This is a genomic window from Vibrio sp. 1159 (assembly GCF_033340395.1).
Lineage (GTDB): Bacteria > Pseudomonadota > Gammaproteobacteria > Enterobacterales > Vibrionaceae > Vibrio > Vibrio alginolyticus.
The window spans coordinates 89,240-109,322 of sequence record NZ_JAWOWL010000016.1; the positions used below are offsets into that span (position 1 = coordinate 89,240).

The 20,083-nt window shown below is 43.1% G+C and carries 18 protein-coding genes; 12 read left to right on the forward strand and 6 right to left on the reverse strand.

Annotated features, from left to right (window positions below; all coding sequences use genetic code 11):
• Positions 1 to 191: 191 nt before the first annotated feature.
• A complete protein-coding gene (locus R7127_RS14220) occupies positions 192 to 1,025 on the reverse strand; it encodes a S1 RNA-binding domain-containing protein (RefSeq protein WP_017633794.1) in 834 nt (277 codons plus the stop codon).
• Between the two features lie 192 nt (positions 1,026 to 1,217).
• Between R7127_RS14220 and R7127_RS14225 the strand changes: the two genes are divergently transcribed.
• Complete coding sequence (locus tag R7127_RS14225; RefSeq protein WP_005377421.1) at positions 1,218 to 2,570, forward strand: hypothetical protein; 1,353 nt, start codon at positions 1,218 to 1,220, stop codon at positions 2,568 to 2,570.
• Between the two features lie 33 nt (positions 2,571 to 2,603).
• On the opposite strand, the gene R7127_RS14230 is transcribed toward R7127_RS14225, so the two are convergent.
• Entirely contained in the window at positions 2,604 to 3,101 is a 498-nt protein-coding gene (locus R7127_RS14230; RefSeq protein ID WP_033905329.1) for a DUF4442 domain-containing protein, read from the reverse strand.
• A gap of 372 nt (positions 3,102 to 3,473) precedes the next feature.
• On the opposite strand from R7127_RS14230, the gene R7127_RS14235 reads away from it, so the two are divergent.
• Both R7127_RS14235 and R7127_RS14240 read left to right on the forward strand, forming a co-directional pair.
• On the forward strand, positions 3,474 to 4,532 hold the full coding sequence (locus R7127_RS14235) for a 3-deoxy-7-phosphoheptulonate synthase (RefSeq protein WP_005390197.1): 1,059 nt from the start codon (positions 3,474 to 3,476) through the stop codon (positions 4,530 to 4,532).
• 21 nt (positions 4,533 to 4,553) lie between these two features.
• Entirely contained in the window at positions 4,554 to 5,036 is a 483-nt protein-coding gene (locus R7127_RS14240) for a YajQ family cyclic di-GMP-binding protein (RefSeq protein ID WP_005377415.1), read from the forward strand.
• Positions 5,037 to 5,138: 102 nt separating this feature from the next.
• Here the strand turns inward: R7127_RS14240 and R7127_RS14245 are convergent, their stop codons facing one another.
• The gene (locus R7127_RS14245) at positions 5,139 to 6,059 is read right to left on the reverse strand and encodes a bifunctional precorrin-2 dehydrogenase/sirohydrochlorin ferrochelatase (protein WP_033905330.1); all 921 of its coding nucleotides are present in this window, start codon (positions 6,057 to 6,059) and stop codon (positions 5,139 to 5,141) included.
• Positions 6,060 to 6,519: 460 nt separating this feature from the next.
• On the opposite strand from R7127_RS14245, the gene R7127_RS14250 reads away from it, so the two are divergent.
• The 6 genes from R7127_RS14250 to R7127_RS14275 all read left to right on the forward strand — a co-directional run bounded on the left by R7127_RS14250 (position 6,520) and on the right by R7127_RS14275 (position 11,756).
• On the forward strand, positions 6,520 to 7,548 hold the full coding sequence (locus R7127_RS14250; RefSeq protein WP_033905331.1) for an amino acid ABC transporter substrate-binding protein: 1,029 nt from the start codon (positions 6,520 to 6,522) through the stop codon (positions 7,546 to 7,548).
• A 73-nt stretch (positions 7,549 to 7,621) separates the two neighbouring features.
• A complete protein-coding gene (locus tag R7127_RS14255; protein ID WP_258516054.1) occupies positions 7,622 to 7,747 on the forward strand; it encodes a hypothetical protein in 126 nt (41 codons plus the stop codon).
• Between the two features lie 19 nt (positions 7,748 to 7,766).
• Positions 7,767 to 8,972 (forward strand): amino acid ABC transporter permease, encoded by a 1,206-nt coding sequence (locus R7127_RS14260; RefSeq protein WP_033905332.1) that lies wholly within the window; start codon positions 7,767 to 7,769, stop codon positions 8,970 to 8,972.
• 1 nt (position 8,973) lies between these two features.
• Positions 8,974 to 10,071, forward strand: a complete 1,098-nt coding sequence (locus R7127_RS14265) for an amino acid ABC transporter permease (protein WP_262585235.1) — start codon at positions 8,974 to 8,976, stop codon at positions 10,069 to 10,071.
• A 23-nt stretch (positions 10,072 to 10,094) separates the two neighbouring features.
• The gene (locus tag R7127_RS14270; RefSeq protein WP_017634609.1) at positions 10,095 to 10,844 is read left to right on the forward strand and encodes an amino acid ABC transporter ATP-binding protein; all 750 of its coding nucleotides are present in this window, start codon (positions 10,095 to 10,097) and stop codon (positions 10,842 to 10,844) included.
• A 249-nt stretch (positions 10,845 to 11,093) separates the two neighbouring features.
• The gene (locus tag R7127_RS14275) at positions 11,094 to 11,756 is read left to right on the forward strand and encodes a Bax inhibitor-1/YccA family protein (RefSeq protein ID WP_025766607.1); all 663 of its coding nucleotides are present in this window, start codon (positions 11,094 to 11,096) and stop codon (positions 11,754 to 11,756) included.
• Between the two features lie 76 nt (positions 11,757 to 11,832).
• Here R7127_RS14275 and R7127_RS14280 read toward each other — a convergent pair whose 3' ends face one another.
• Positions 11,833 to 12,207: a chromosome partitioning protein ParB gene (locus tag R7127_RS14280; RefSeq protein ID WP_033905333.1), complete on the reverse strand. Its 375-nt coding sequence runs from the start codon at positions 12,205 to 12,207 to the stop codon at positions 11,833 to 11,835.
• 908 nt (positions 12,208 to 13,115) lie between these two features.
• On the opposite strand from R7127_RS14280, the gene R7127_RS14285 reads away from it, so the two are divergent.
• Positions 13,116 to 13,445 carry a TusE/DsrC/DsvC family sulfur relay protein gene (locus R7127_RS14285; protein ID WP_005377396.1) on the forward strand — a complete coding sequence of 110 codons (330 nt, stop codon included), beginning with the start codon at positions 13,116 to 13,118 and terminating at the stop codon, positions 13,443 to 13,445.
• A gap of 2 nt (positions 13,446 to 13,447) precedes the next feature.
• Here R7127_RS14285 and yccX read toward each other — a convergent pair whose 3' ends face one another.
• A complete protein-coding gene (yccX, locus tag R7127_RS14290) occupies positions 13,448 to 13,720 on the reverse strand; it encodes an acylphosphatase (protein ID WP_033905335.1) in 273 nt (90 codons plus the stop codon).
• Between the two features lie 90 nt (positions 13,721 to 13,810).
• Between yccX and R7127_RS14295 the strand changes: the two genes are divergently transcribed.
• The gene (locus tag R7127_RS14295) at positions 13,811 to 15,214 is read left to right on the forward strand and encodes a methyl-accepting chemotaxis protein (protein ID WP_033905337.1); all 1,404 of its coding nucleotides are present in this window, start codon (positions 13,811 to 13,813) and stop codon (positions 15,212 to 15,214) included.
• Between the two features lie 160 nt (positions 15,215 to 15,374).
• Positions 15,375 to 16,568, forward strand: coding sequence for a class I SAM-dependent methyltransferase (locus R7127_RS14300; RefSeq protein WP_025766603.1), 1,194 nt, complete (start codon positions 15,375 to 15,377; stop codon positions 16,566 to 16,568).
• A gap of 53 nt (positions 16,569 to 16,621) precedes the next feature.
• Here R7127_RS14300 and R7127_RS14305 read toward each other — a convergent pair.
• A partial coding sequence (locus tag R7127_RS14305) for a VWA domain-containing protein (protein ID WP_318129100.1) occupies positions 16,622 to 20,083 on the reverse strand: 3,462 nt, incomplete at its 5' end.

Here is a 20,083-nt window from a genome sequence, read left to right on the forward strand (position 1 = left end):
TCCGGACACGCTGTACTAAACTAGTTGTATCAAAGTAATGCTTTGATGTGGCATTTCTCTCTATGTTCACCAACAAAATTATTGTTGGACAAGTTTAGCGCAGGCTCTGCGGAGCCGTTTCCCCTAGGCCCAAAAAAAGGAAAAGTTTGGGCCGTTTTTTTGGCTGTAGTTCCACTATACGTGAGTTTGGACTACGCTAGACGAATACCGTCTTTCTCAATGACAATTTTACCCTGCTTGTATAAGCCACCGATGGTCTTTTTATAAGTCCCTTTACTTGTGCGGAAAGCATCAAAAATCGCTTCAGGAGAAGACTTGTCATTCAAAGGCAAAAATCCGCCTTTCTTCTCTAGCAAGTCAAGGATCTTACTAGAAAGATCGTCCATTTTCGCCACACCGACTTTTTGTAGAGCAAGGTCGATTTTGCCATCTTCACGAATGTGCTTAATAAAGCCTTTCAGCTTTTTACCGATGTAAAGCTTACCAAAAACATCCGATGGGAAAATCATGCCCCAATGCTTACCATTAACGATAGCTTTATAACCAAGTTGACTACGCTCTGCGATGATCAAATCAACTTGCTCGTTAACTTCATAATTCGCTGGAGTTTTATCTAACCATTTATTGAACTTAGTCGTACCAACAATGCGACCTGACGCTTTGTCGGTATAAACATACACTAAAATGGTTTGTCCGGCAGAGAAGCGAGTGCGTTGCTCACTAAAAGGAATCAGTAAGTCCTTTTCTTTGATGCCCCAATTTACAAAAGCACCTGTCGCATTCACACCCTCAATCTTCATTAAACCCCATTCACCCACTTGGGCAATTGGTCTTTCAATGGTCGCAGCAAGTTGGCTTTCTGAATCGAAGTACAGAAATACGTCTACATGCTCACCAATTTCAGTACCCTCTGGTACATACTTACTAGGTAGTAGAACAGAACCGTAATCATCGCCATCCAGAAATACGCCAAAATCAGCCTTTTTAATGACTTCTAAGCTGTTAATTTGACCAATTTTAATCATTGATTTTGTCTCTTTTTAAATTTACGTGGAATTATACCTAAACTAACAAGAAAATCAGAGAGAAAAGCATAGTGCTCTGTTATGCTGTTGTCGTTCAGCTATATGCCCCAGTCACTCTTTTAGCACTCTTATACTTACCTGCTCAACGGAACGCATAAGTTAAGAATGCTTTAGCAAAGTCAGGAGCTTTCTTTGGTCACCGTCGATAAACAAGACTCAATAACATTAAAAATCAGTCATGCACTCGCAAAGAGCAAAAGTGTCGACCTAGATATTTACTTTTTTATACCTGGTGAGCTTGGTTTAAACGCCGATATCATCAGTGAATCCGAATTTTATTACACCTCAATCACACAGCAACGATCTTATTACAGTACTGAAATCCTTCTTCCGCTAGTACACAGTCGACTTGCCAAACGTGGACGCCTGTCGAATCAGCAATACCGAGTAAGTTTGAGTTTGTTCGCTTACCAATACGTTATCGCGCTAGACAAAGCGGTAGCAAGTTTAAACAAGCATGAGAACAACTCCGTAACGGAAGATGAAGTGGACGAAGTTATCGAGCTCACGCTTGAGATCTTAAAGCGCTTGCGGCGTTCTATTCCTTATGAAGAGAACTTAAAACGCTACTACGTTAACATCGATAACTATCTGTCTTGGTATACCGAGCAAAAGTTCCTGTCACTGGTGGCTCATCTCCCACGTGAAGGCGACTATGGCACGATCAAGAAGCGCCTGATCACGCTATGTGAGAAAGAACAAGCCCATCGTAAACTCAACAAATACAACTCATCAAGAGTCGTTGAAGACGTTACTCGCCTATCTAACAAAATGCGCTTGCTAAGGCGATTGATTGAACACCCTATCGTGCTTCGTGAAGAAACCATATCGATGGGTAACAACATTAAGCGCGCTATCAAAGGTATTGCAACCGGTTTGGTGATGGTTGTCGTGACCTCGACCGTGATTCTCGCTCGCGATTATCTGGGGGAAATTTCTGCCTCATTCATTATCGCGATGTCTTTTATTTACGCTTTACGAGAAATCTTTAAAGATGATTTACGCGATGCCATGTGGCGATGGATCCGTAAAGGCAAGCCAAAATGGCGTAAGAAGTATGTTGATCCAACGACGAAAAAAGTGGTTGGCAAAAAATTGGAGTGGCTCGATTATCGCACCTTAAGTAGCTTGCCGGATAAGATTCAAAGAATACGGAAAAAGCGCGTCGTGCAACGTGAAGAGCAGATTCTTCATTATCACGAGAAAACCGAAATGGCGACCTCTCTTTTCTTGAGTGGTTACGAACAAACGAGAGAAACATTGAACATCAGTTTGCGCCCTATCATCCGCTTGATGGATAAAAGCTCAAACCGAGTTTACCGTTTAAATGAAGGTCAAGTAACCAAAGAGTCAGTAGAGAAACGTCATTTGCTCAATGTGATTGTCAAAGAGGACAACCACACCGATGAGCCTGTTTATTACCGCTGGAAAGTGGTCTTAAATCGCTCCAAAATCGTCTCTATCGAGAAGATTGAACTCAATTAAGCCACCACCTTTAAACAAACGAGCCACAAACCACTAGGCAGCCTCTTTTCTTTGTTTGGCTGCTTTTTTTATCGAAAGAGTAAGCGAGAATTCAGCCATTGGCTCGTCACCATGTAAGTTAGGACACAGCGCGACAATTTTTACGTCACGATTTACTCGTTCACCCGTTGCCAAGGTGTGCTCGAGCATCTCATCAATGACATGACCATCGTTACAAACAAAGTGCACATCGGCTTCCGGGCGCTTTAAAAACTCGGCTTTCACACCTTTAAATGCCAGCGAGATCGCTTCTCCCTTTTCTTGCGCTTTACTCATAGCAAGAAAACCACCAGCAACATCAGCGCCAACGGCTAAAGCACCGAAATACATGCTATTCAGGTGGTTCTTCGTCCTTCTGCGCAATGGGATACGAACCTCAACATGCTTGCTATCTATCGCAATGATTTTAGGGTGGCAAAGCCAAATCAGCGGCACTTTTGAAAAGCCAAACAGATTTAGATACAAATTCGCACGACGTAGAGCTGATAACATTTTGGTCTCCTTACCAATCTAGTCAGACCAGTTAATCAACGAAAGAAATAGATGTCAAAGAAATGTTAACAAAAGCTCGATCTCACGAGTTATTTAACCTTCAGGAAGTGACAGCGTCACCCGTGAGGTATGAAGTTTATCGCAGTTACTTAGATTACCTTACAGCGAGATAGATAAAATGGTTATAAATTCAAATGTATATATATTGATTTAATGATCAAGTTTTGTCATTTATACATAAGTCATTTAAATGAATACCTACACCTTTGTATACAATTCGGTATTTCCTGGCGAAGATTCCCGTGAAACGGTTTATTCCTGCCTGTAATTCCGTTATCTTTACCCCTTCGCAATAGAGAATAAAGCTATAACATGCCTATAAAAACAGATGAATTGAGAACCCAACCTTTGGGTCCAATGCCTACCCCAGCAGAGCTAGGTAGTGTACATCCTATTACGGATGACGTTGCAGACCGTATCGCTCAATCTCGTCGTCAGATTGAAAACATTTTATCGGGTGAAGACGATCGCCTTCTTGCGATTGTAGGTCCGTGTTCTGTTCACGACACTGAAGCTGCCATTGATTACGCCACTCGCCTGAGTGAAATCCAAGACAAGTACAAAGACGAACTGTTTATCGTGATGCGTACTTACTTTGAAAAGCCTCGTACAGTAGTTGGTTGGAAAGGTTTGATTACGGACCCTAACCTAGATGGTTCTTACGCACTTGAAGCTGGTCTTCATAAAGCTCGTAAACTACTACTGGATATCAACAAGCTTGGTCTTGCGACTGCTACTGAGTTTCTTGATATGATCACTGGCCAATACATCGCGGATTTGATCACTTGGGGCGCGATTGGTGCTCGCACAACGGAATCACAAATTCACCGTGAAATGGCGTCGGCACTATCTTGCCCAGTTGGTTTCAAAAATGGCACAAATGGCAACGTAAAAATTGCAATTGATGCAATTCGCGCATCGAAAGCATCGCATTACTTCTACTCGCCAGATAAGAACGGTCGAATGACGGTTTACCGCACAAGTGGCAACCCTTACGGTCATATTATTCTGCGCGGTGGAGAAAAAGGCCCTAACTTTGATGAAGCATCAGTCAAACAAGCATGTGATGCTTTAGCTGAGTTTGGATTGCCACAACGTTTGGTTGTGGATTTCAGCCATGCAAACTGTCAGAAGCAACACAGAAAACAAATCGACGTAGCTCAAGACATTTGTAACCAAATTAAGTCAGGCAGCACTCGTATTGCGGGTATCATGGCTGAAAGCTTTATTCTTGAAGGCAATCAGCCAATGACTGACATCAATAACCTAACGTATGGTCAGTCTATTACAGATCCATGCCTAGGTTGGGAAGACACTGCTACAATGCTAGATATGCTGGCAAGCGCTGTTAAGTCCCGAAAGTCCCTATAACAAAATAATCAAGGAATCTTCATGCCATCGTTTGATATTGTTTCTGAAATCGATACGGTTGAACTACGTAACGCCGTTGATAACGCTAACCGTGAATTGTCTACTCGTTTCGATTTCCGCAACGTAAATGCGAGCTTTGAGCTAGTAGAAGAAAACGTAAAAATGTCTGCGGAAGGTGACTTCCAACTTAAGCAAATGCGCGACATTTTACGCGGCCACTTAGCGAAGCGTAACATTGACGCGAACGCAATGGATGCACAAGACCCAGACGTTACTGGTAAAAACTGGCACCAAACTCTGCTTTTCCGTCAAGGTATTGATACTCCAACGGCGAAAAAAGTAGTGAAACTTATCAAAGACGCAAAGTTAAAAGTACAAGCTTCTATTCAAGGCGACAAAGTACGTGTTACTGGTAAGAAACGCGACGACCTGCAAGCGACAATGGCAGCGATTCGTGAAGCAGAGATGGGTATCCCATTCCAGTTTAACAACTTCCGTGATTAATCAATCTGAGAAGTAAGTAAAAACGCCAGCGCATAATCCGCTGGCGTTTTTTATTGGCTTTTGTGTAACGAACTACGTATCCACTTTTAGCATTTGGCATTGCTAGATAACCAAGTCCTGCCCTTGCAGCAATACGAATTCGCTCGTTCCTTGCGGTATGAACACGCAAATTCGAAGCTTTTCAGCTTTAGCCTTGGCCAGCATATCCGAAAGCTCAGCAGCGCTCGAGAAAGCTTCTCTTTCTGCATCTCTGCGTATTAGTTCTAACACATTCGCTTCACATCGAGTTGAGTACAGAGCCAGCTCCGCTTGTTGCATATAGCGTACGGCTTTTATTGGCAACATCTCAACATCTTTCCCAACATGTATCCAAGTACAACTTCCCTTTTCATCTAAAGGTGTTGCCATGGTCGCTTGGTAAATTGCTTCTAACTCACGATTATCTCGCGCGTTTTCCACCTCGGGATTCGAGAAAAATTGCTCCCAAAACTTGCGGCGTAAATCGACGCTAGGCAGTGCCTCTTTAATTGAGTTTCGCTTTGAGTTAGCAAAATCCGCCATCAACCCCATGTTTTGTGGCAGTATCGATTCAAGCTTTTCACGGATGTTTCGAATTAAAACTGGCGAAGCTCCACCACTAGAGATAGCGATTTGGATGCGGCCACGATTAATCATTGACGGCGTGATGAAATCACAATAAGGCTTATCATCCACAACGTTAACCAAGATGCCTAGCTCTTTGGCATCTTTGTACACTTGGTGATTTAGCTCAGGATTGTCTGTCGTCGCCCACACTTGAACAAAGTTTTTAGTGACAATGTCACTCGAATAGAAACGTTGTACCCAGCGCAGTTGATGCTCAGAAGCAAGCTTAGACAGAAAATCAACCAACGTCGGAGAAACGATAGTCACATCCGCCCCAGCCTTTAGCAACGCTTCCACCTTTCGGCTTGCCACCTCACCGCCACCCACGACGAGAACGGGTTTATTAATTAAATCTAAGAACAGAGGAAAATATCGCATTTCAATCCATGATTACTCTAATTAGCTGTTGTAGACCATGCTACCAAAAATGGGGCAAGCTCATCACCCTGTTTCGGTATCACAAATAATTTTTGTTTGAATTTTTACTGAACTTCACCTTGCTCAGCTAATGACAGTTTTAATAACAACTTTTTATTCTTTTGTATTGTTCACTCTTCTATTGATTGTTCTGATGCACCAAATTGTCCATGAATTGCACTATTTACAAACAATTAACATTTCGTCATTCTAAATCTCAAGGCACTTTGTAAGTTCTCTCAAAACTTCATTTAAATTATATATTTGAGAATTAACAGATCCTTTCCTACGCTTATAACTGGTTGATCTATCGAATGCCGTTTCTTCGAAAATCAATCACGTAGGACGATAACTCTAACGAATTGGACACGTTATTTCAGGTCACTCCTGATTAAACATGGATCATACAGGAAGGATACAAATGGCAAATAAACTCACAGTTCTTGCTTCCGTCGTAGCGGCTTCTACTGCGATGATGGCAACATCAGCTCAAGCAGCAGACACTACTCTGGACAAAGTCACAAAACAAGGTTTTCTTACTTGTGGCGTAAGTACCGGTCTACCTGGTTTCTCTAACCCTAACTCAAAAGGCGAATGGGAAGGTATCGACGTAGAATATTGCCAAGCACTGGCTGCAGCCGTTCTTGGGGATAAAACGAAAGTTAAATATGTACCCCTAACCGCAAAAGAACGTTTCACTGCGCTTCAATCTGGTGAGATTGATGTGCTTTCCCGTAACACGACCTGGACTCTCCACCGTGACACTGCACTGGGCCTAAACTTCGTAGGTGTGAACTACTACGACGGTCAAGGCTTTATGGTGAAGAAGGAACTTGGTATATCAAGTGCTAAAGAGCTTGATGGTGCGTCGGTATGTGTTCAATCAGGTACAACAACCGAGCTAAACCTTGCAGATTATTTCCGCAACCAAGGCATGGCGTACAAACCAGTGGTATTCGACACAGCGGCGCAAACTTCGAAAGGTTTTGATGCGGGACGCTGTGACGTATTAACAACTGACCAATCTGGCCTTTATGCACTACGTTTGAATTTGAAAGATCCGTCCTCTGCGGCCGTTCTTCCAGAAATCATCTCTAAAGAGCCACTAGGTCCAGTCGTTCGTCAAGGCGATGATCAATGGTTTAACATCGCTAAGTGGACATTGTCTGCGATGATTAACGCTGAAGAATACGGTATTAGTTCGAAGAATGCGGATGAAATGCTGAAGTCAACAGATCCAAACATCAAGCGTATCCTCGGTGTTGATGGCCCTAAAGGCAAAGGGTTGGGTATCCGCGACGATTGGGGCTACCAGGTTATCAAACAAGTTGGTAACTATGGTGAAAGCTTCGAACGTACAGTCGGTACTGGTTCGCCGTTAGAAATCTCTCGTGGCGTTAATGCGCTATGGAATTCAGGCGGCTTTATGTACGCGCCACCAATCCGATAGAAAGAGTTAATCAGGGCGGTTCATGCCGCCCTTTTTCTTGATTATATCTCACTGTATGAGTAAGGATCGCTCATTGGATGGCGAAAAGCGCTCGCTTGGTGGAACGGCTTTAAAGGTTCGTATGTCACCAGACATGAGAGCGTTATTCTTTAGCCAGCAAGGACGAAACTTCGTTATACAGGCCGATATCTATAACTAAGGTTTGAGGTTATCGCTGTATGAAACCGACACAAGATACATCGCCAAGTACGATGTCCAAACCAAGCGGAAGCAAGAGCCTGATTTATAATCCTGCCTTTCGTTCTGCTATTTTCCAGATCATTGCCATTGCTGCACTGGTATTTTTCTTTTACACGATTGTAAACAACGCTCTCAATAACTTAGATGCTCGTGGTATTGCAACGGGCTTCGGTTTTCTGAATCAAGAAGCCGGGTTTGGTATTGGGTTAACATTAATTGAATACGATGAAACGTACTCTTACGGTAGAACATTTATCATCGGCCTTCTTAATACGGCGTTAGTCTCCGTATTAGGTATTATTCTGGCTACTGTGATTGGCTTTACCATGGGGGTTGCCCGCCTTTCTTCTAACTGGTTAGTTAGTCGTTTAGCGGCAGTTTATATCGAAACTTTCCGAAATATCCCCCTTCTTCTGCAAATATTCTTCTGGTATTTCGCTGTTCTTCAAGCATTACCCTCACCACGCCAAAGCTTAAGTCTTGGTGAAGCTATTTTCCTGAACGTTCGTGGCTTATATTTCCCTGCACCGACTATGGAACCTGGCAGTAGCTACGTTATTGCCGCGTTAATCTTCGGGGTAATCGCAAGCTTATTAATTAATGTATGGGCGAATAATAAGCAACGTCTCACTGGGCAACAAACCCCAATGGGAAGAATAGTTTTGGGTTTAGTTGTTGGCCTTCCATTGGTTGTGTACTTCCTTGCTGGTATGCCAATTTCACTGAATTATCCTGAACTAAAAGGGTTTAACTTCCGAGGTGGTATTAGCATTATTCCTGAATTGGCTGCGCTACTTTTGGCATTGAGTGTTTATACAGCTTCTTTCATTGCTGAGATTGTGCGCTCTGGTATTAATGCGGTTAGCCATGGTCAAACCGAAGCAGCGATGTCGCTAGGCTTACCACGCTCGAAAACTTTAAAGCTTGTTGTCATTCCTCAAGCGTTACGAATTATTATTCCACCTTTAACCAGTCAATATCTCAACCTCACCAAAAACTCATCGTTAGCGATGGCGATTGGTTACCCAGATCTTGTCTCTGTGTTTGCTGGTACTACCCTGAACCAAACGGGACAAGCGATTGAGATCATTGCGATGACGATGGGCGTGTACTTGACATTAAGTCTGATTACGTCTGCATTAATGAACTTGTATAACCGTAAAGTCGCGCTGGTGGAGAGATAATATGAGTACTCATCAATTTCAACCGGATCTCCCGCCACCCGCCAATACTGTAGGCTTCTTTGGTTGGATGCGGAAAAATCTATTTAATGGCCCTATCAATTCCATTGTTACTGTCATTCTTGCGTATATTGTCGTAACTGCAATATGGTATATCGTGGATTGGGCGTTTATTAACGCAGACTGGATTGGCTCAACGCGTGACGACTGTAGCCGAGATGGTGCTTGCTGGGTATTTATCAGCGTGCGCTGGGAGCAGTTCATGTATGGTTTTTATCCAGAGTCCGAACTATGGCGCCCTCGCCTGTTCTATATCACATTAGCCATATTTACTGTTTTACTCGCGTATGAGAAGACACCGAAACGGATGTGGATTTGGCTTTTCTTCGTAAACATCTACCCATTCATCATCGCTGGACTTTTATACGGTGGTGTCTTTGGACTAGAAGTGGTAGATACACACAAGTGGGGTGGACTACTCGTTACGCTCATTATTGCGCTAGTTGGTATCGTAGTTTCATTGCCAATTGGTGTGGTGCTTGCGCTTGGTAGACGTTCAGAGATGCCGATCATTCGCAGCATTTGTACCGTCTACATTGAAGTTTGGCGTGGCGTTCCTCTGATTACGGTTTTGTTCATGGCTTCGGTTATGCTTCCATTGTTTATGTCTGAAGGCTCAGAGACAGATAAACTGATTCGCGCCCTTATAGGTGTGGTTATGTTTGCCTCCGCTTACATGGCAGAAGTGGTACGCGGTGGTCTACAAGCCATTCCGAAAGGTCAATATGAAGCCGCTGATGCGCTTGGGTTAAGTTACTGGAAAAAGACTGGGCTGATTATCTTGCCACAGGCGCTAAAGATTACTATTCCTTCTATCGTGAACACCTTCATCGGTTTGTTTAAAGACACCAGTTTGGTACTCATCATTGGCATGTTTGACGTACTCGGTATAGGACAAGCAGCAAATACCGACCCTGAATGGTTAGGTTTTGCTACAGAAAGTTATGTATTTGTCGCGTTAGTGTTTTGGGTGTTTTGTTTTGGCATGTCGCGCTATTCGATATGGCTTGAAAACAAACTTCATACCGGTCACAAACGATAACTCATCAAGATCAAGGACGTATTATGACGCAACAACAAGACTACATGATCCAATTGAAGGACATGAATAAATGGTATGGTGAGTTTCACGTACTAAAAAATATTAACCTCGACGTTAAGCGCGGCGAGAAAATCGTTATCTGTGGTCCATCAGGGTCGGGAAAATCAACGATGATTCGCTGTATTAACCGTCTTGAAGAGCACCAAACAGGCAGCATTTACGTCTCTGGTACGGAATTAACTGAAGACTTAAAGAACATTGAAGCAGTACGCCGAGAAGTGGGCATGTGCTTTCAACACTTTAATCTCTTCCCTCATTTAACCGTACTGGAAAACTGTACGCTCGCGCCTATCTGGGTGAAGAAGATGCCAAAAGATGAGGCAGAAGCAGTTGCGATGAAATATCTGGAACGTGTAAAAATTCCAGACCAAGCGGAGAAGTATCCCGGTCAGCTGTCTGGTGGCCAGCAACAACGTGTGGCGATTGCTCGCTCTTTGTGTATGAACCCTAAAGTCATGCTTTTTGATGAGCCAACATCTGCACTCGACCCGGAAATGGTTCGCGAAGTACTGGATGTAATGGTCGAACTCGCCGAGGAAGGCATGACTATGCTATGTGTGACACATGAAATGGGCTTTGCTAAAGAGGTTGCCGATCGCGTGATATTCATGGACGCAGGAGAGATCATCGAAGAAAACAACCCTGTTGATTTCTTCGAAAATCCTCAATCGGATAGGACCCAAAATTTCCTAGCGCAAATCTTACACCACTAAGATTTAGCCGAATCGACATAAAAAAGCACTGGTTTCTATGAAGCCAGTGCTTTTTGTTACTAAATTCAAAAATCTGTGTAAGAATCAACATAGCTATGCTAGGCAGTAATATTGTGTTACAAGTTGCCAAATACATAACATCTTATTTCTATTATTATTTTATCTAAGTTACGTATGGTTAGGGCTTGATTTTTTGAACTTTCAATCCCATAAATGTACTTAAAAGAAAGTCTCTTATCGAGGAAGATTATGAACAGTCCAATGTTTACCCGCACTTCAACTCAAGAAAGTGCTCTACAAACGAACAAAGTATTGCGTAATACTTACGCTCTACTTTCAATGACACTTTTATGGTCGGCAGTCGTTGCTGGCGTTGCAATGGCATTTAACCTTCCACATCCAGGTATCATCCTAATGCTGGTTGGTTTCTACGGCCTATTATTCTTAACAGAGAAAAACCGTAACAACAGTCTTGGCCTTGTGTTTACGTTCCTATTTACTGGCTTCTTAGGTTACACCGTTGGCCCTATTCTAAACATGTACATTGGTGCAGGCATGGGCGATATCGTATTAACCGCACTCGGTGGTACGGCACTATCTTTCATGGCAGCATCGGCATACGCACTAACAACGAAACGTGACCTATCGATGATGGGTGGCTTAATGCTATCACTATTTGTTGTGCTGGTTGTGGGCATGATTGCAAGCTTCTTTATTCAATCAACCCTCTTACACTTGGCGTTGAGCAGCTTGTTTATCATTTTCTCTACTATGGCGATCCTGATGACAACACAAAGCATTATTCGTGGCGGTGAAACAAACTACATCTCTGCGACAGTAACTTTGTATGTATCAATCTACAACATCTTCATCAGCCTACTAAGCATTCTAGGTATTATGAACGACGATTAATCGTTTCTCGTTAAGTAGAATAAAAAAGCCCGAAGGTAATTCCTTCGGGCTTTTTCTTTGTGTGCAATTCAGTGTATTACGCCTGCTCTACTGACAACTCGATAACTTCGTCAGCTTCTGGATTTTCTCTAAAGCGTCTCACTTTGATCGTTTCCTCTCCTAACATGATTTGCTTGGCGATTCGGTGCATACCGTCAAAAACACGATAGTCACTGGTTAAGATTACCGGATACGACAAATCAGCATTGTTGATTCGTCGGCAATGTTTTGCAATTTCACGGCAGGTTGGCTGTGGCCCTTCATGACTAAACCAAGTCACTTCATTTGGGCCTTTGATATCATCAATCGAAATTTCTTCTACAGGTAAGGATTCTGCAAGTTGCCAAATACGCTCGATGGACCAAGTGGATTTTACATTGTCATTAATCTCAATGTAACGTTGTTTCGACATGACTAACTCCTTGTCATCATTGTTGTTTCTAACCTGAATACAGGCTTTCATTAATCCAATGAGAATATCGGTCTATGAAAACAAACACAACGTTTAAGCTATTAATTCTCAAACAATCGCTATATCGCTTGTATGAGCGCTTTATAATCACCTCTCTCAGTTTGTAAACTGATTTCAAGGTATAACTTGTCTTAATTCAAACCGCGACTTCGCAATCGCTCATCAACTGATGACAAGAAGCAAAATACTCCAAACGCAACCCACCAATAACCGAACATCTTGAGCGCGGGCAACCAGACTACTGATTTACCAGCTACGCTAAAAAATATGTAGGCCGACATCATCGGTGTCACTAACATGACTCCCCAAGTCAAAAAAAGTAACGGCCCATAGATGTACTGCAACCAAGCATACTTCGGTTTTATAGGATTATGTTTTACAAATCCCGTCAGACATAGAAAAGAGAAAATGCTAAAGCATGCTTGCAGTACCGCCCATCCAATGGAAACGAAAAGATTCGACCACTCCATACACTCCTGCATTGCTCCGTGTTGTTGTTAAGCATGGGTGAACATAACGATTTTTTTCAATTTATTCTTTTGATTTAAAACTAGTTTATATTCGTTGTGATCGACTTATCTAAAACAATAAATATAACTGACAAATCAATCACACCAAGCGAATTGCATAACAATGCAAAACCACGAATATCAACCCCGAAAATTTTCTAACAACACGAATAAAAAAACAAACTTATGCTTAAAATATAATTTAAGAGTATTCAGTTATAGGCCACTACTTTGTACGCTTTTGATTCGCTCGATACGACTTCGAGATTCTTTTGTTGAGAACATTCTCGGCTGTCGCTAATCTATAAACATCCATGTTTACTTAACGGATAAAACGTTATGTTCGTTTACAACGGCAAAGAAATTGAAACGGATGCTCAAGGCTACTTATTGGATCATACTCAATGGGAAGAAGGTATGATTGAGCTTTTAGCAAAAGAAGAAGACATCGAGCTTACGGATGCTCATTTGGAAGTTGTGCATTTTGTGCGAGACTTTTATGAAGAGTTTAATACCTCCCCTGCAGTGCGTATGCTTGTGAAAGCGATGGAAAAAGCGCACGGCCCAGAAAAAGGTAATAGTAAGTATCTATTCAAGCTGTTTAAAAAGGGGCCAGCCAAACAAGCAACCAAATTAGCCGGCCTACCAAAGCCAGCTAAATGCTTGTAGATTCATAAAATTTTAAAACCGCGTAACGGCTTATACGACGCAGGCTCCTGCATCACATGCTCTACTGTTGCCGTTCGCGGTCCTTCTTGTAACCATTTCGAAAACGCAACTATTTGCGCGTCTGTTCCACACGCCATCACTTCAACATCACCATTGTTTAGGTTCTTCGCATAACCTGTTAACCCTAGCTTCAATCCTTGATGGGAAGTATGGTAACGAAAACCCACGCCTTGAACATGACCTTTTACTATAAATCTCTCACACTTTACGTTCATCTTTGTACCGCTTCTTTTTACTGAGTGATATATTCTTTTCGTCTATTCACCCCACTAAGGATAGTGGGTTTTTGCACGGTTATTATAATTATGAAAGAAATTCCATTCCGCTGGATTGATAAGTATCTCATTCACTTAAAGATTCAAGAAAAGTTCTATTTGCTCTTCGTTCTCCCTCTTCTTGCTTTAGTCATTCTCACTCTCGTCCTTAATAGCGCGGCTAATACACTGATCTCAAGTATGTACCAAGAAGAGCTCATGCTTATGAAAGGTCTGATAGAGGCAGGCAATCTTTCTCAATCTCAAGTAGCAAGCCTCATAGCGGGTTCAGAAACCGTTTCTATTGGCTCTGGTCCGCAATCCGTGTCTGTTTTAAATGGTGCGTACAGTTTGGTTGCGAACCATGAACTTTCTTTATGGACTGCCCTATCAACGACTCAAGTGAGCATCATCTGTGTGAGCTTGTTTATTCTCGCTCTTGGTGTTTACTACATCATGACGTTTATTGGCGGCGCGATGTTCACGATGAACAAAGCATTAAACACTCTTGCTGGTGGCGACTTAACTGCGAGAATGAACTTCTTCCCTGTTCGCGACGAGTTTAGTGAAATTGCTATTACGATAGACAAAGTTGCAGAACGAGAGCAACAAATGGTGCTGTCGATTCAAGAGTCTGTGGCGTTAATGCAACAAATTAGCTCAGACCTGAATCAATCGATTCATCACAGTTCAGATATTTCAGCGACTCAGCAGGAACACCTCAACTCTCTTGCGAGTGCAACTGAACAGATGGCATCAACGATTCGAGAAGTCGCGACACTAGCTCACGATTCAAGCACGCAAACCGATGATGCACGTAACGTGGCTCAGTCTGGACAAGTGAAAGTTGAGAATACGCTTCACTCGATTTCGAACCTCTCTAATGAGATTCAATCTGCGTCTCAAGCAGTAGCGGAGTTAGATGCTAATGCCGCACAAATTGATGAAGTCGTGACAACCATTAATGGGATTTCCGAGCAAACTAACCTACTTGCATTGAACGCAGCCATTGAAGCAGCACGTGCTGGAGAACAAGGTCGTGGATTTGCGGTCGTTGCGGATGAGGTTCGCGCTCTTGCGGGACGCACTCAGCAAGCGACAGTTGAAATCCAAACGATGATTGAATCGTTACAGCGTAACAGCCAGTCGCTTACTAAGCTGATGGAAGTGACAGTTAATAATGCAAATGAGGGACAAAACCTCATGACGGAAGTGAATCACGAAATCGGCTCTTTGGCAGATAAAAATCAAACTATCTCCGACAGTAGCATTCAAATTGCAACAGCAGCTGAAGAGCAAGGTGTAGTCGCGGACAATATCGCCTCAAGCGTTGAAGAAATTCGAGTTCAAGCAGATAACGTGTGCAATATGATAAGCACGACTTCACAAAACGTTGATCAACTGCGTAAGCAAAGCGACACAATGGAGTCGCTACTGACTGGACTTAAAGCATAGCAACGGAATCTGTTACAGCAAATTCAAATAAAAGGGTCACTTTAGTGACCTTTTTGTATTTAAAAGTCACTACAATGTACTGGATTGCCGAGGGATATTGCTTTTACCATTCACATCCCGGACAATACGCCCCTTTCAAAATTCAACAAGAGCTAATGAAATGACAGCTGCTATCTATTTGGTTAAAGGTCGTGAGAAATCGGTCAAGCGCAAGCACCCTTGGATCTTCTCTCGAGGCATCAACAAAGTTGAGGGCGAACCTGCTCTTGGCGAAACGGTTGATGTATTCACTCACGACGGTAAATGGCTAGCTAAAGCGGCATATTCGCCAGCTTCACAAATTCGTGCTCGTATTTGGAGTTTTGATAAAGAAGAAATCGACACCGCGTTTTTCGTTAAACGACTTAAAGACGCACAACTTCTTCGTGAAGACATTATCGAACGTGATGGCCTTACGGGTTATCGCCTTATCGCAGCAGAGTCTGACGGCTTACCAGGCGTTACGATCGACCGTTACCAAAATTTCTTTGTGTGCCAACTTCTCAGTGCTGGCGCAGAACACAATAAGCAGGCTATTGTTGACGCTCTGGTTGAGTGCTTCCCTGATTGTAATGTGTACGAGCGCTCTGACGTGGCCGTTCGTAAAAAAGAAGGTTTAAAAGAGAGCACGGGCGTCTTGCACGGCGAAGAGCCACCTAAATCAGTCGTCATCGAAGAAAATGGCGTAAAGATTAGTGTAGATATCGTTGGCGGACACAAAACAGGTTTCTACCTAGATCAACGTGATAGTCGCCAGCAAGCGATGAAATATATGAAAGGCAAAGAAGTTCTTAACTGCTTCTCTTACACAGGTGGCTTCGGACTTTACGCTCTAAAAGGTGATGCAAAGCGTGTGATTAACGCTGACGTGTCGCAACCTGCTTTAGATACCGCAAAATTCAACGCAGAGCTAAACGAGTTTGATATTTCGAAGAAGCGTGCCGTGTTCCTAAATGCAGACGTGTTTAAGCTGCTTCGTGAGTATCGTGATCAAGGAACTCAGTTCGATGTTGTGATCATGGACCCACCGAAGTTCGCAGAGAGCAAAGCACAACTAAACGGCGCATGTCGTGGTTACAAAGACATCAACATGCTAGCAATGCAAATTCTAAAACCGGGCGGCACGCTACTAACCTACTCGTGCTCTGGCTTGATGGATCAAGTTCTGTTCCAGAAAATCATCGCTGATGCAGCCGTAGATGCTAACCGCCAAGTAAAGTTTGTGGAGCGTTTTGAACAAGCCGCTGACCACCCAACCGATACCGCATATCCAGAAGGTTTCTACTTAAAAGGTTTTGCATGTAAAGTGCTTTAGGCTACGAATAAGTAAGACAAAGCAGAAGAAAAGGGCCTACTGGCCCTTTTTCATTATGGCTCTAAGTTAACCTTAGTTAGTGCGGATAACACATCTCTCTCAAAGTCCGCATTTCCCACGATTAAATCACTAAACTCTGTCGCCCCGTTTTCTATTACGATAGTTTGAATTGAGTTTCCATCGTTATGGGTTATTTCTAGAGATAAGTCATCGCCATCAATGTTCAAGTCAATACTATTGAGAAGTTCTTCTATCGTATTGTGCCCTGCATCTTCAACGACTTCACTCAGATCTAAGGTGTCCAAATCTCTCTCAAAACCTCTAATTAGATCTGTTCCTGTATCCAAGGAGTCGTTGACCCATTTAAAGACATCTGCCTCGTTATCATTACCGATCAAGATGTCATGACTTACGTCCACTTCAGCTTCAATAATATTTGCAGAGCCATTACTTGAAGCATTTACTCCTCCGTTTTCATCAATAACGAATTGCAGGGTGTTCTCACTTTGATCACCATCGTTATCCGTCAATACATAATCGAAGTCTAACGTTTCAACTGTATCACCCACCGCACCATAAAATGCATACGCACCGTCGTTTAAGTCGATTTCCAGAGTATGTTTGCTGTCGATATAGATAGTAAGCTGCATCGTTGTGTCGTCAAATGCATGCGAAATACCATCGTTATTTTCAGTTACTATTAGGTCTGAACCATCAAACGAATAAGTGACACCGTCATGTTCTATTTCGCTAATATAACCACCATCTGCACCAATACCTGTATCTGGAGAAGTGGTATACATCAAGTTCCCCCCAACAGGTTGAATCACTGACTGCAACATAACCGGAGGTAATTGAGTTACGTCAGGAACCACAACACCATCAAGGTCTTGATTCAAAAAGCCATCATATGCTACGCGATCTAATTGCTCCGGCATAAGATTAACGCCCATACCATACGCTAGGGCTGTTATCTGATTATCAGGATCGGTTAGGTGATCAATCCAACTCTGCTCGCGAGCGTCGTTTATAAATGATGACGCAGGGTTTGGCTGACCATCTGACAAGAAGTAACTAACATTCGACGCACTGGTTAACTTACCTACATCATCCCATGACTGTTTTGCTTCATTTAGCGCGTTGTTATAGTTAGTCGCGCCACCCGCAGTTAGCGTCTCAATATACGCTTTGGCCTCCTCGACCGTCAGCCACGTCGCAGCACCTATAGCGTAAGTGGATGCTGTACTGCTATAAGTAATAATTTGAACTCGCGTTTGACCGATAGACTCATATTGATTCAATAACTGAGTTGCCGAATCTTTCATTATCTGCAAGCGATTATCCGTTCGCATAGAACCCGAGACATCCATTATGAGCTGAACGTTGGCACTTTCTTTAGTTTCTGCAACTACATCGTGAATAATAGATGCAGAATCTGGTGAGTCATCTTCCACAATAACGTTGACCGTTGTGGAGTTAGTAAGACCACGAGCATTCGAGACAAGCACAGGCACCTCAATATTTAAGGTGTCTTCTCCAGATGGGTTGGAGTGATCAATCGGACCAAGAAGCTCCGTAGATACCACTCCAGTATCATTGACTGATATTTTGATAACCTCTTCACCGTTCGCTGAACCGATAAGCATTTGGTCGTTATTTGATAACGTCCACGTTACAGAGATACCGTTACTAGTAAGAGCTGTAGATGGTTCACTGAGCGTAACAGAATCAACGGTTTGACCCAGCGTCAATTGTTCTACATCAGTACTCGAGTCAGTTGTGTCATCAAAGCCGTTTAGAGCAGAGTCATCAGCAATGGCGTTGCTTAAGCCTTCCTCAGAAACGTTTAGTGTTACACCTTCTACAATTGGTGGGGCGTAAGGGTTGACAGAAAAGTACCCCGTTTTACTGTCGCCATCATTATCAGTAATAGTGTAGTTAAAATCGATATCCCCATCGCCATAAGGTGAGGTCAAAGGCAAGTATTGGAAGAACTCCCATTTTCCAGTGCTAGGTGTAAGTTGAACTTCGAATGCAAGCTCTCCATCAGCCTCTGCAATCAGTCTATTAGAGTTTTGTGGATCGACGTATATCAACACGTCTTTACCATCTAGAGTCTCTAAACCAGCCTCACCTCCATTTAAGACTATAGAACCAGGGCCATCAGCTCCATATACAGCACCGAGGTTCCCATCCGCACTAGCAATTGGCACGCCAGAGTACGCACCTGTAAAGGTTATTGATTTAACGGTAAAGTCACTGTTGTCTTCAGTATCCGGGCCATTGCCATTACTGGTCGCCTCGAGGATGATTTTATCAAAGCCTCCCTGTTGAACATTGAAATTTGCCGCGTAATCACCACTGCTTGCGTCAGAGCTGAACGATTGCTGAGCAATTAATACACCATCTCTATAAAAAGATGCGATTCCTTTCTCAAGTTCACCACCAAACATTTTCTCAAATTCTATTTCTGCTCCGTAAGCAACTTTATTGCCTAAGTCTATGATTAACTGCTCTGATACACCCTCATTACCCGCGAATCGATAATCGACTTCGTTTTCTAATTGGAAGCCGTTGTTACCAGAACTTTTAACGCCAATCCCTTCTGATGATTGATTGATTTCAGCTGTTCCCAGCATCACAGATTCGTCAGACACAAAACCGTTTGCAGTCACAACAACGTCCCCAAATGTTCGACTGGTTGCGTCTGCCTCACTTCCTGCAAAATCTATGCGCCCTGTCAGAACGTTAGGTGCACCAGTAAGCGACACATCGACGGGTTGAACAACCACAGGCACGTATGGGCAATCATCTTCAACGGCCACATTTAAGCTTTGAGATGTTGTTGTTTGTCCATCACTTACAGAAATCTGTAAATCAAAGTTGATGATGTCTTCCACATCATTAACAGGATGATCAAGTGGCTCAAACAGAGTGATAGTATAGTCCCAAGAACCTTGACCTGAAGCTGAAGGCTCGCTCAGCACAACAGTAGCAACAATGCTCAGGTGAGCAGTTTTCGCAGTCAGCGTTTGAGTACTGTTGTCCCACGTCCACGATATAGGCTCCCCTCCTGATGTTAGGTTGTTAGGGCCTGCCAATACCACTGAAACATTCGCCGTGTCTGGATCGGCAACTGTGAATGTTCCTGAGAAACTTGCGGAGTTAGTAGTGTCAGAAGGGGATCCTGTATTATCAGGGATACCATTAGCTAAACCTTCTTCCGAAACAACTGCATTCACAACATTTGAAATAGAAGGAGGAGCATCATTATCAATAATCGTCGCCGTACCCGTATCACTGCCTTGTACTGCGGCAATGCCGGTTACTGTCACACTGAAATCTTCAGGGCCTTCATAAACGGCGTCATCAATGGAAGCAATGCGCACATCAAATTCGGTTTGCCCAGCTGGCACCGTTACCACGCCATCGTTTGGTACTGCAACCCAACCGGAGCCTGTGTTGTATTCTAAGGTGCCTAAGTCTCCAACTTCGGTGTCACCTAAGTTCAGGCC

Excerpts from the sequence above, each read along its gene's own strand:
- R7127_RS14270 (WP_017634609.1), top strand. The coding sequence starts at position 10,095 with ATGACGCAACAACAAGACTACATGATCCAATTGAAGGACATGAATAAA.
- R7127_RS14265 (WP_262585235.1), top strand. The coding sequence starts at position 8,974 with ATGAGTACTCATCAATTTCAACCGGATCTCCCGCCACCCGCCAATACT.
- R7127_RS14300 (WP_025766603.1), top strand. The coding sequence starts at position 15,375 with ATGACAGCTGCTATCTATTTGGTTAAAGGTCGTGAGAAATCGGTCAAG.
- R7127_RS14285 (WP_005377396.1), top strand. The coding sequence starts at position 13,116 with ATGTTCGTTTACAACGGCAAAGAAATTGAAACGGATGCTCAAGGCTAC.
- R7127_RS14220 (WP_017633794.1), bottom strand. The coding sequence starts at position 1,025 with ATGATTAAAATTGGTCAAATTAACAGCTTAGAAGTCATTAAAAAGGCT.
- R7127_RS14260 (WP_033905332.1), top strand. The coding sequence starts at position 7,767 with ATGAAACCGACACAAGATACATCGCCAAGTACGATGTCCAAACCAAGC.
- R7127_RS14245 (WP_033905330.1), bottom strand. The coding sequence starts at position 6,059 with ATGCGATATTTTCCTCTGTTCTTAGATTTAATTAATAAACCCGTTCTC.
- R7127_RS14230 (WP_033905329.1), bottom strand. The coding sequence starts at position 3,101 with ATGTTATCAGCTCTACGTCGTGCGAATTTGTATCTAAATCTGTTTGGC.
- R7127_RS14235 (WP_005390197.1), top strand. The coding sequence starts at position 3,474 with ATGCCTATAAAAACAGATGAATTGAGAACCCAACCTTTGGGTCCAATG.
- R7127_RS14240 (WP_005377415.1), top strand. The coding sequence starts at position 4,554 with ATGCCATCGTTTGATATTGTTTCTGAAATCGATACGGTTGAACTACGT.
- R7127_RS14280 (WP_033905333.1), bottom strand. The coding sequence starts at position 12,207 with ATGTCGAAACAACGTTACATTGAGATTAATGACAATGTAAAATCCACT.
- R7127_RS14275 (WP_025766607.1), top strand. The coding sequence starts at position 11,094 with ATGAACAGTCCAATGTTTACCCGCACTTCAACTCAAGAAAGTGCTCTA.
- R7127_RS14250 (WP_033905331.1), top strand. The coding sequence starts at position 6,520 with ATGGCAAATAAACTCACAGTTCTTGCTTCCGTCGTAGCGGCTTCTACT.
- R7127_RS14295 (WP_033905337.1), top strand. The coding sequence starts at position 13,811 with ATGAAAGAAATTCCATTCCGCTGGATTGATAAGTATCTCATTCACTTA.
- yccX (WP_033905335.1), bottom strand. The coding sequence starts at position 13,720 with ATGAACGTAAAGTGTGAGAGATTTATAGTAAAAGGTCATGTTCAAGGC.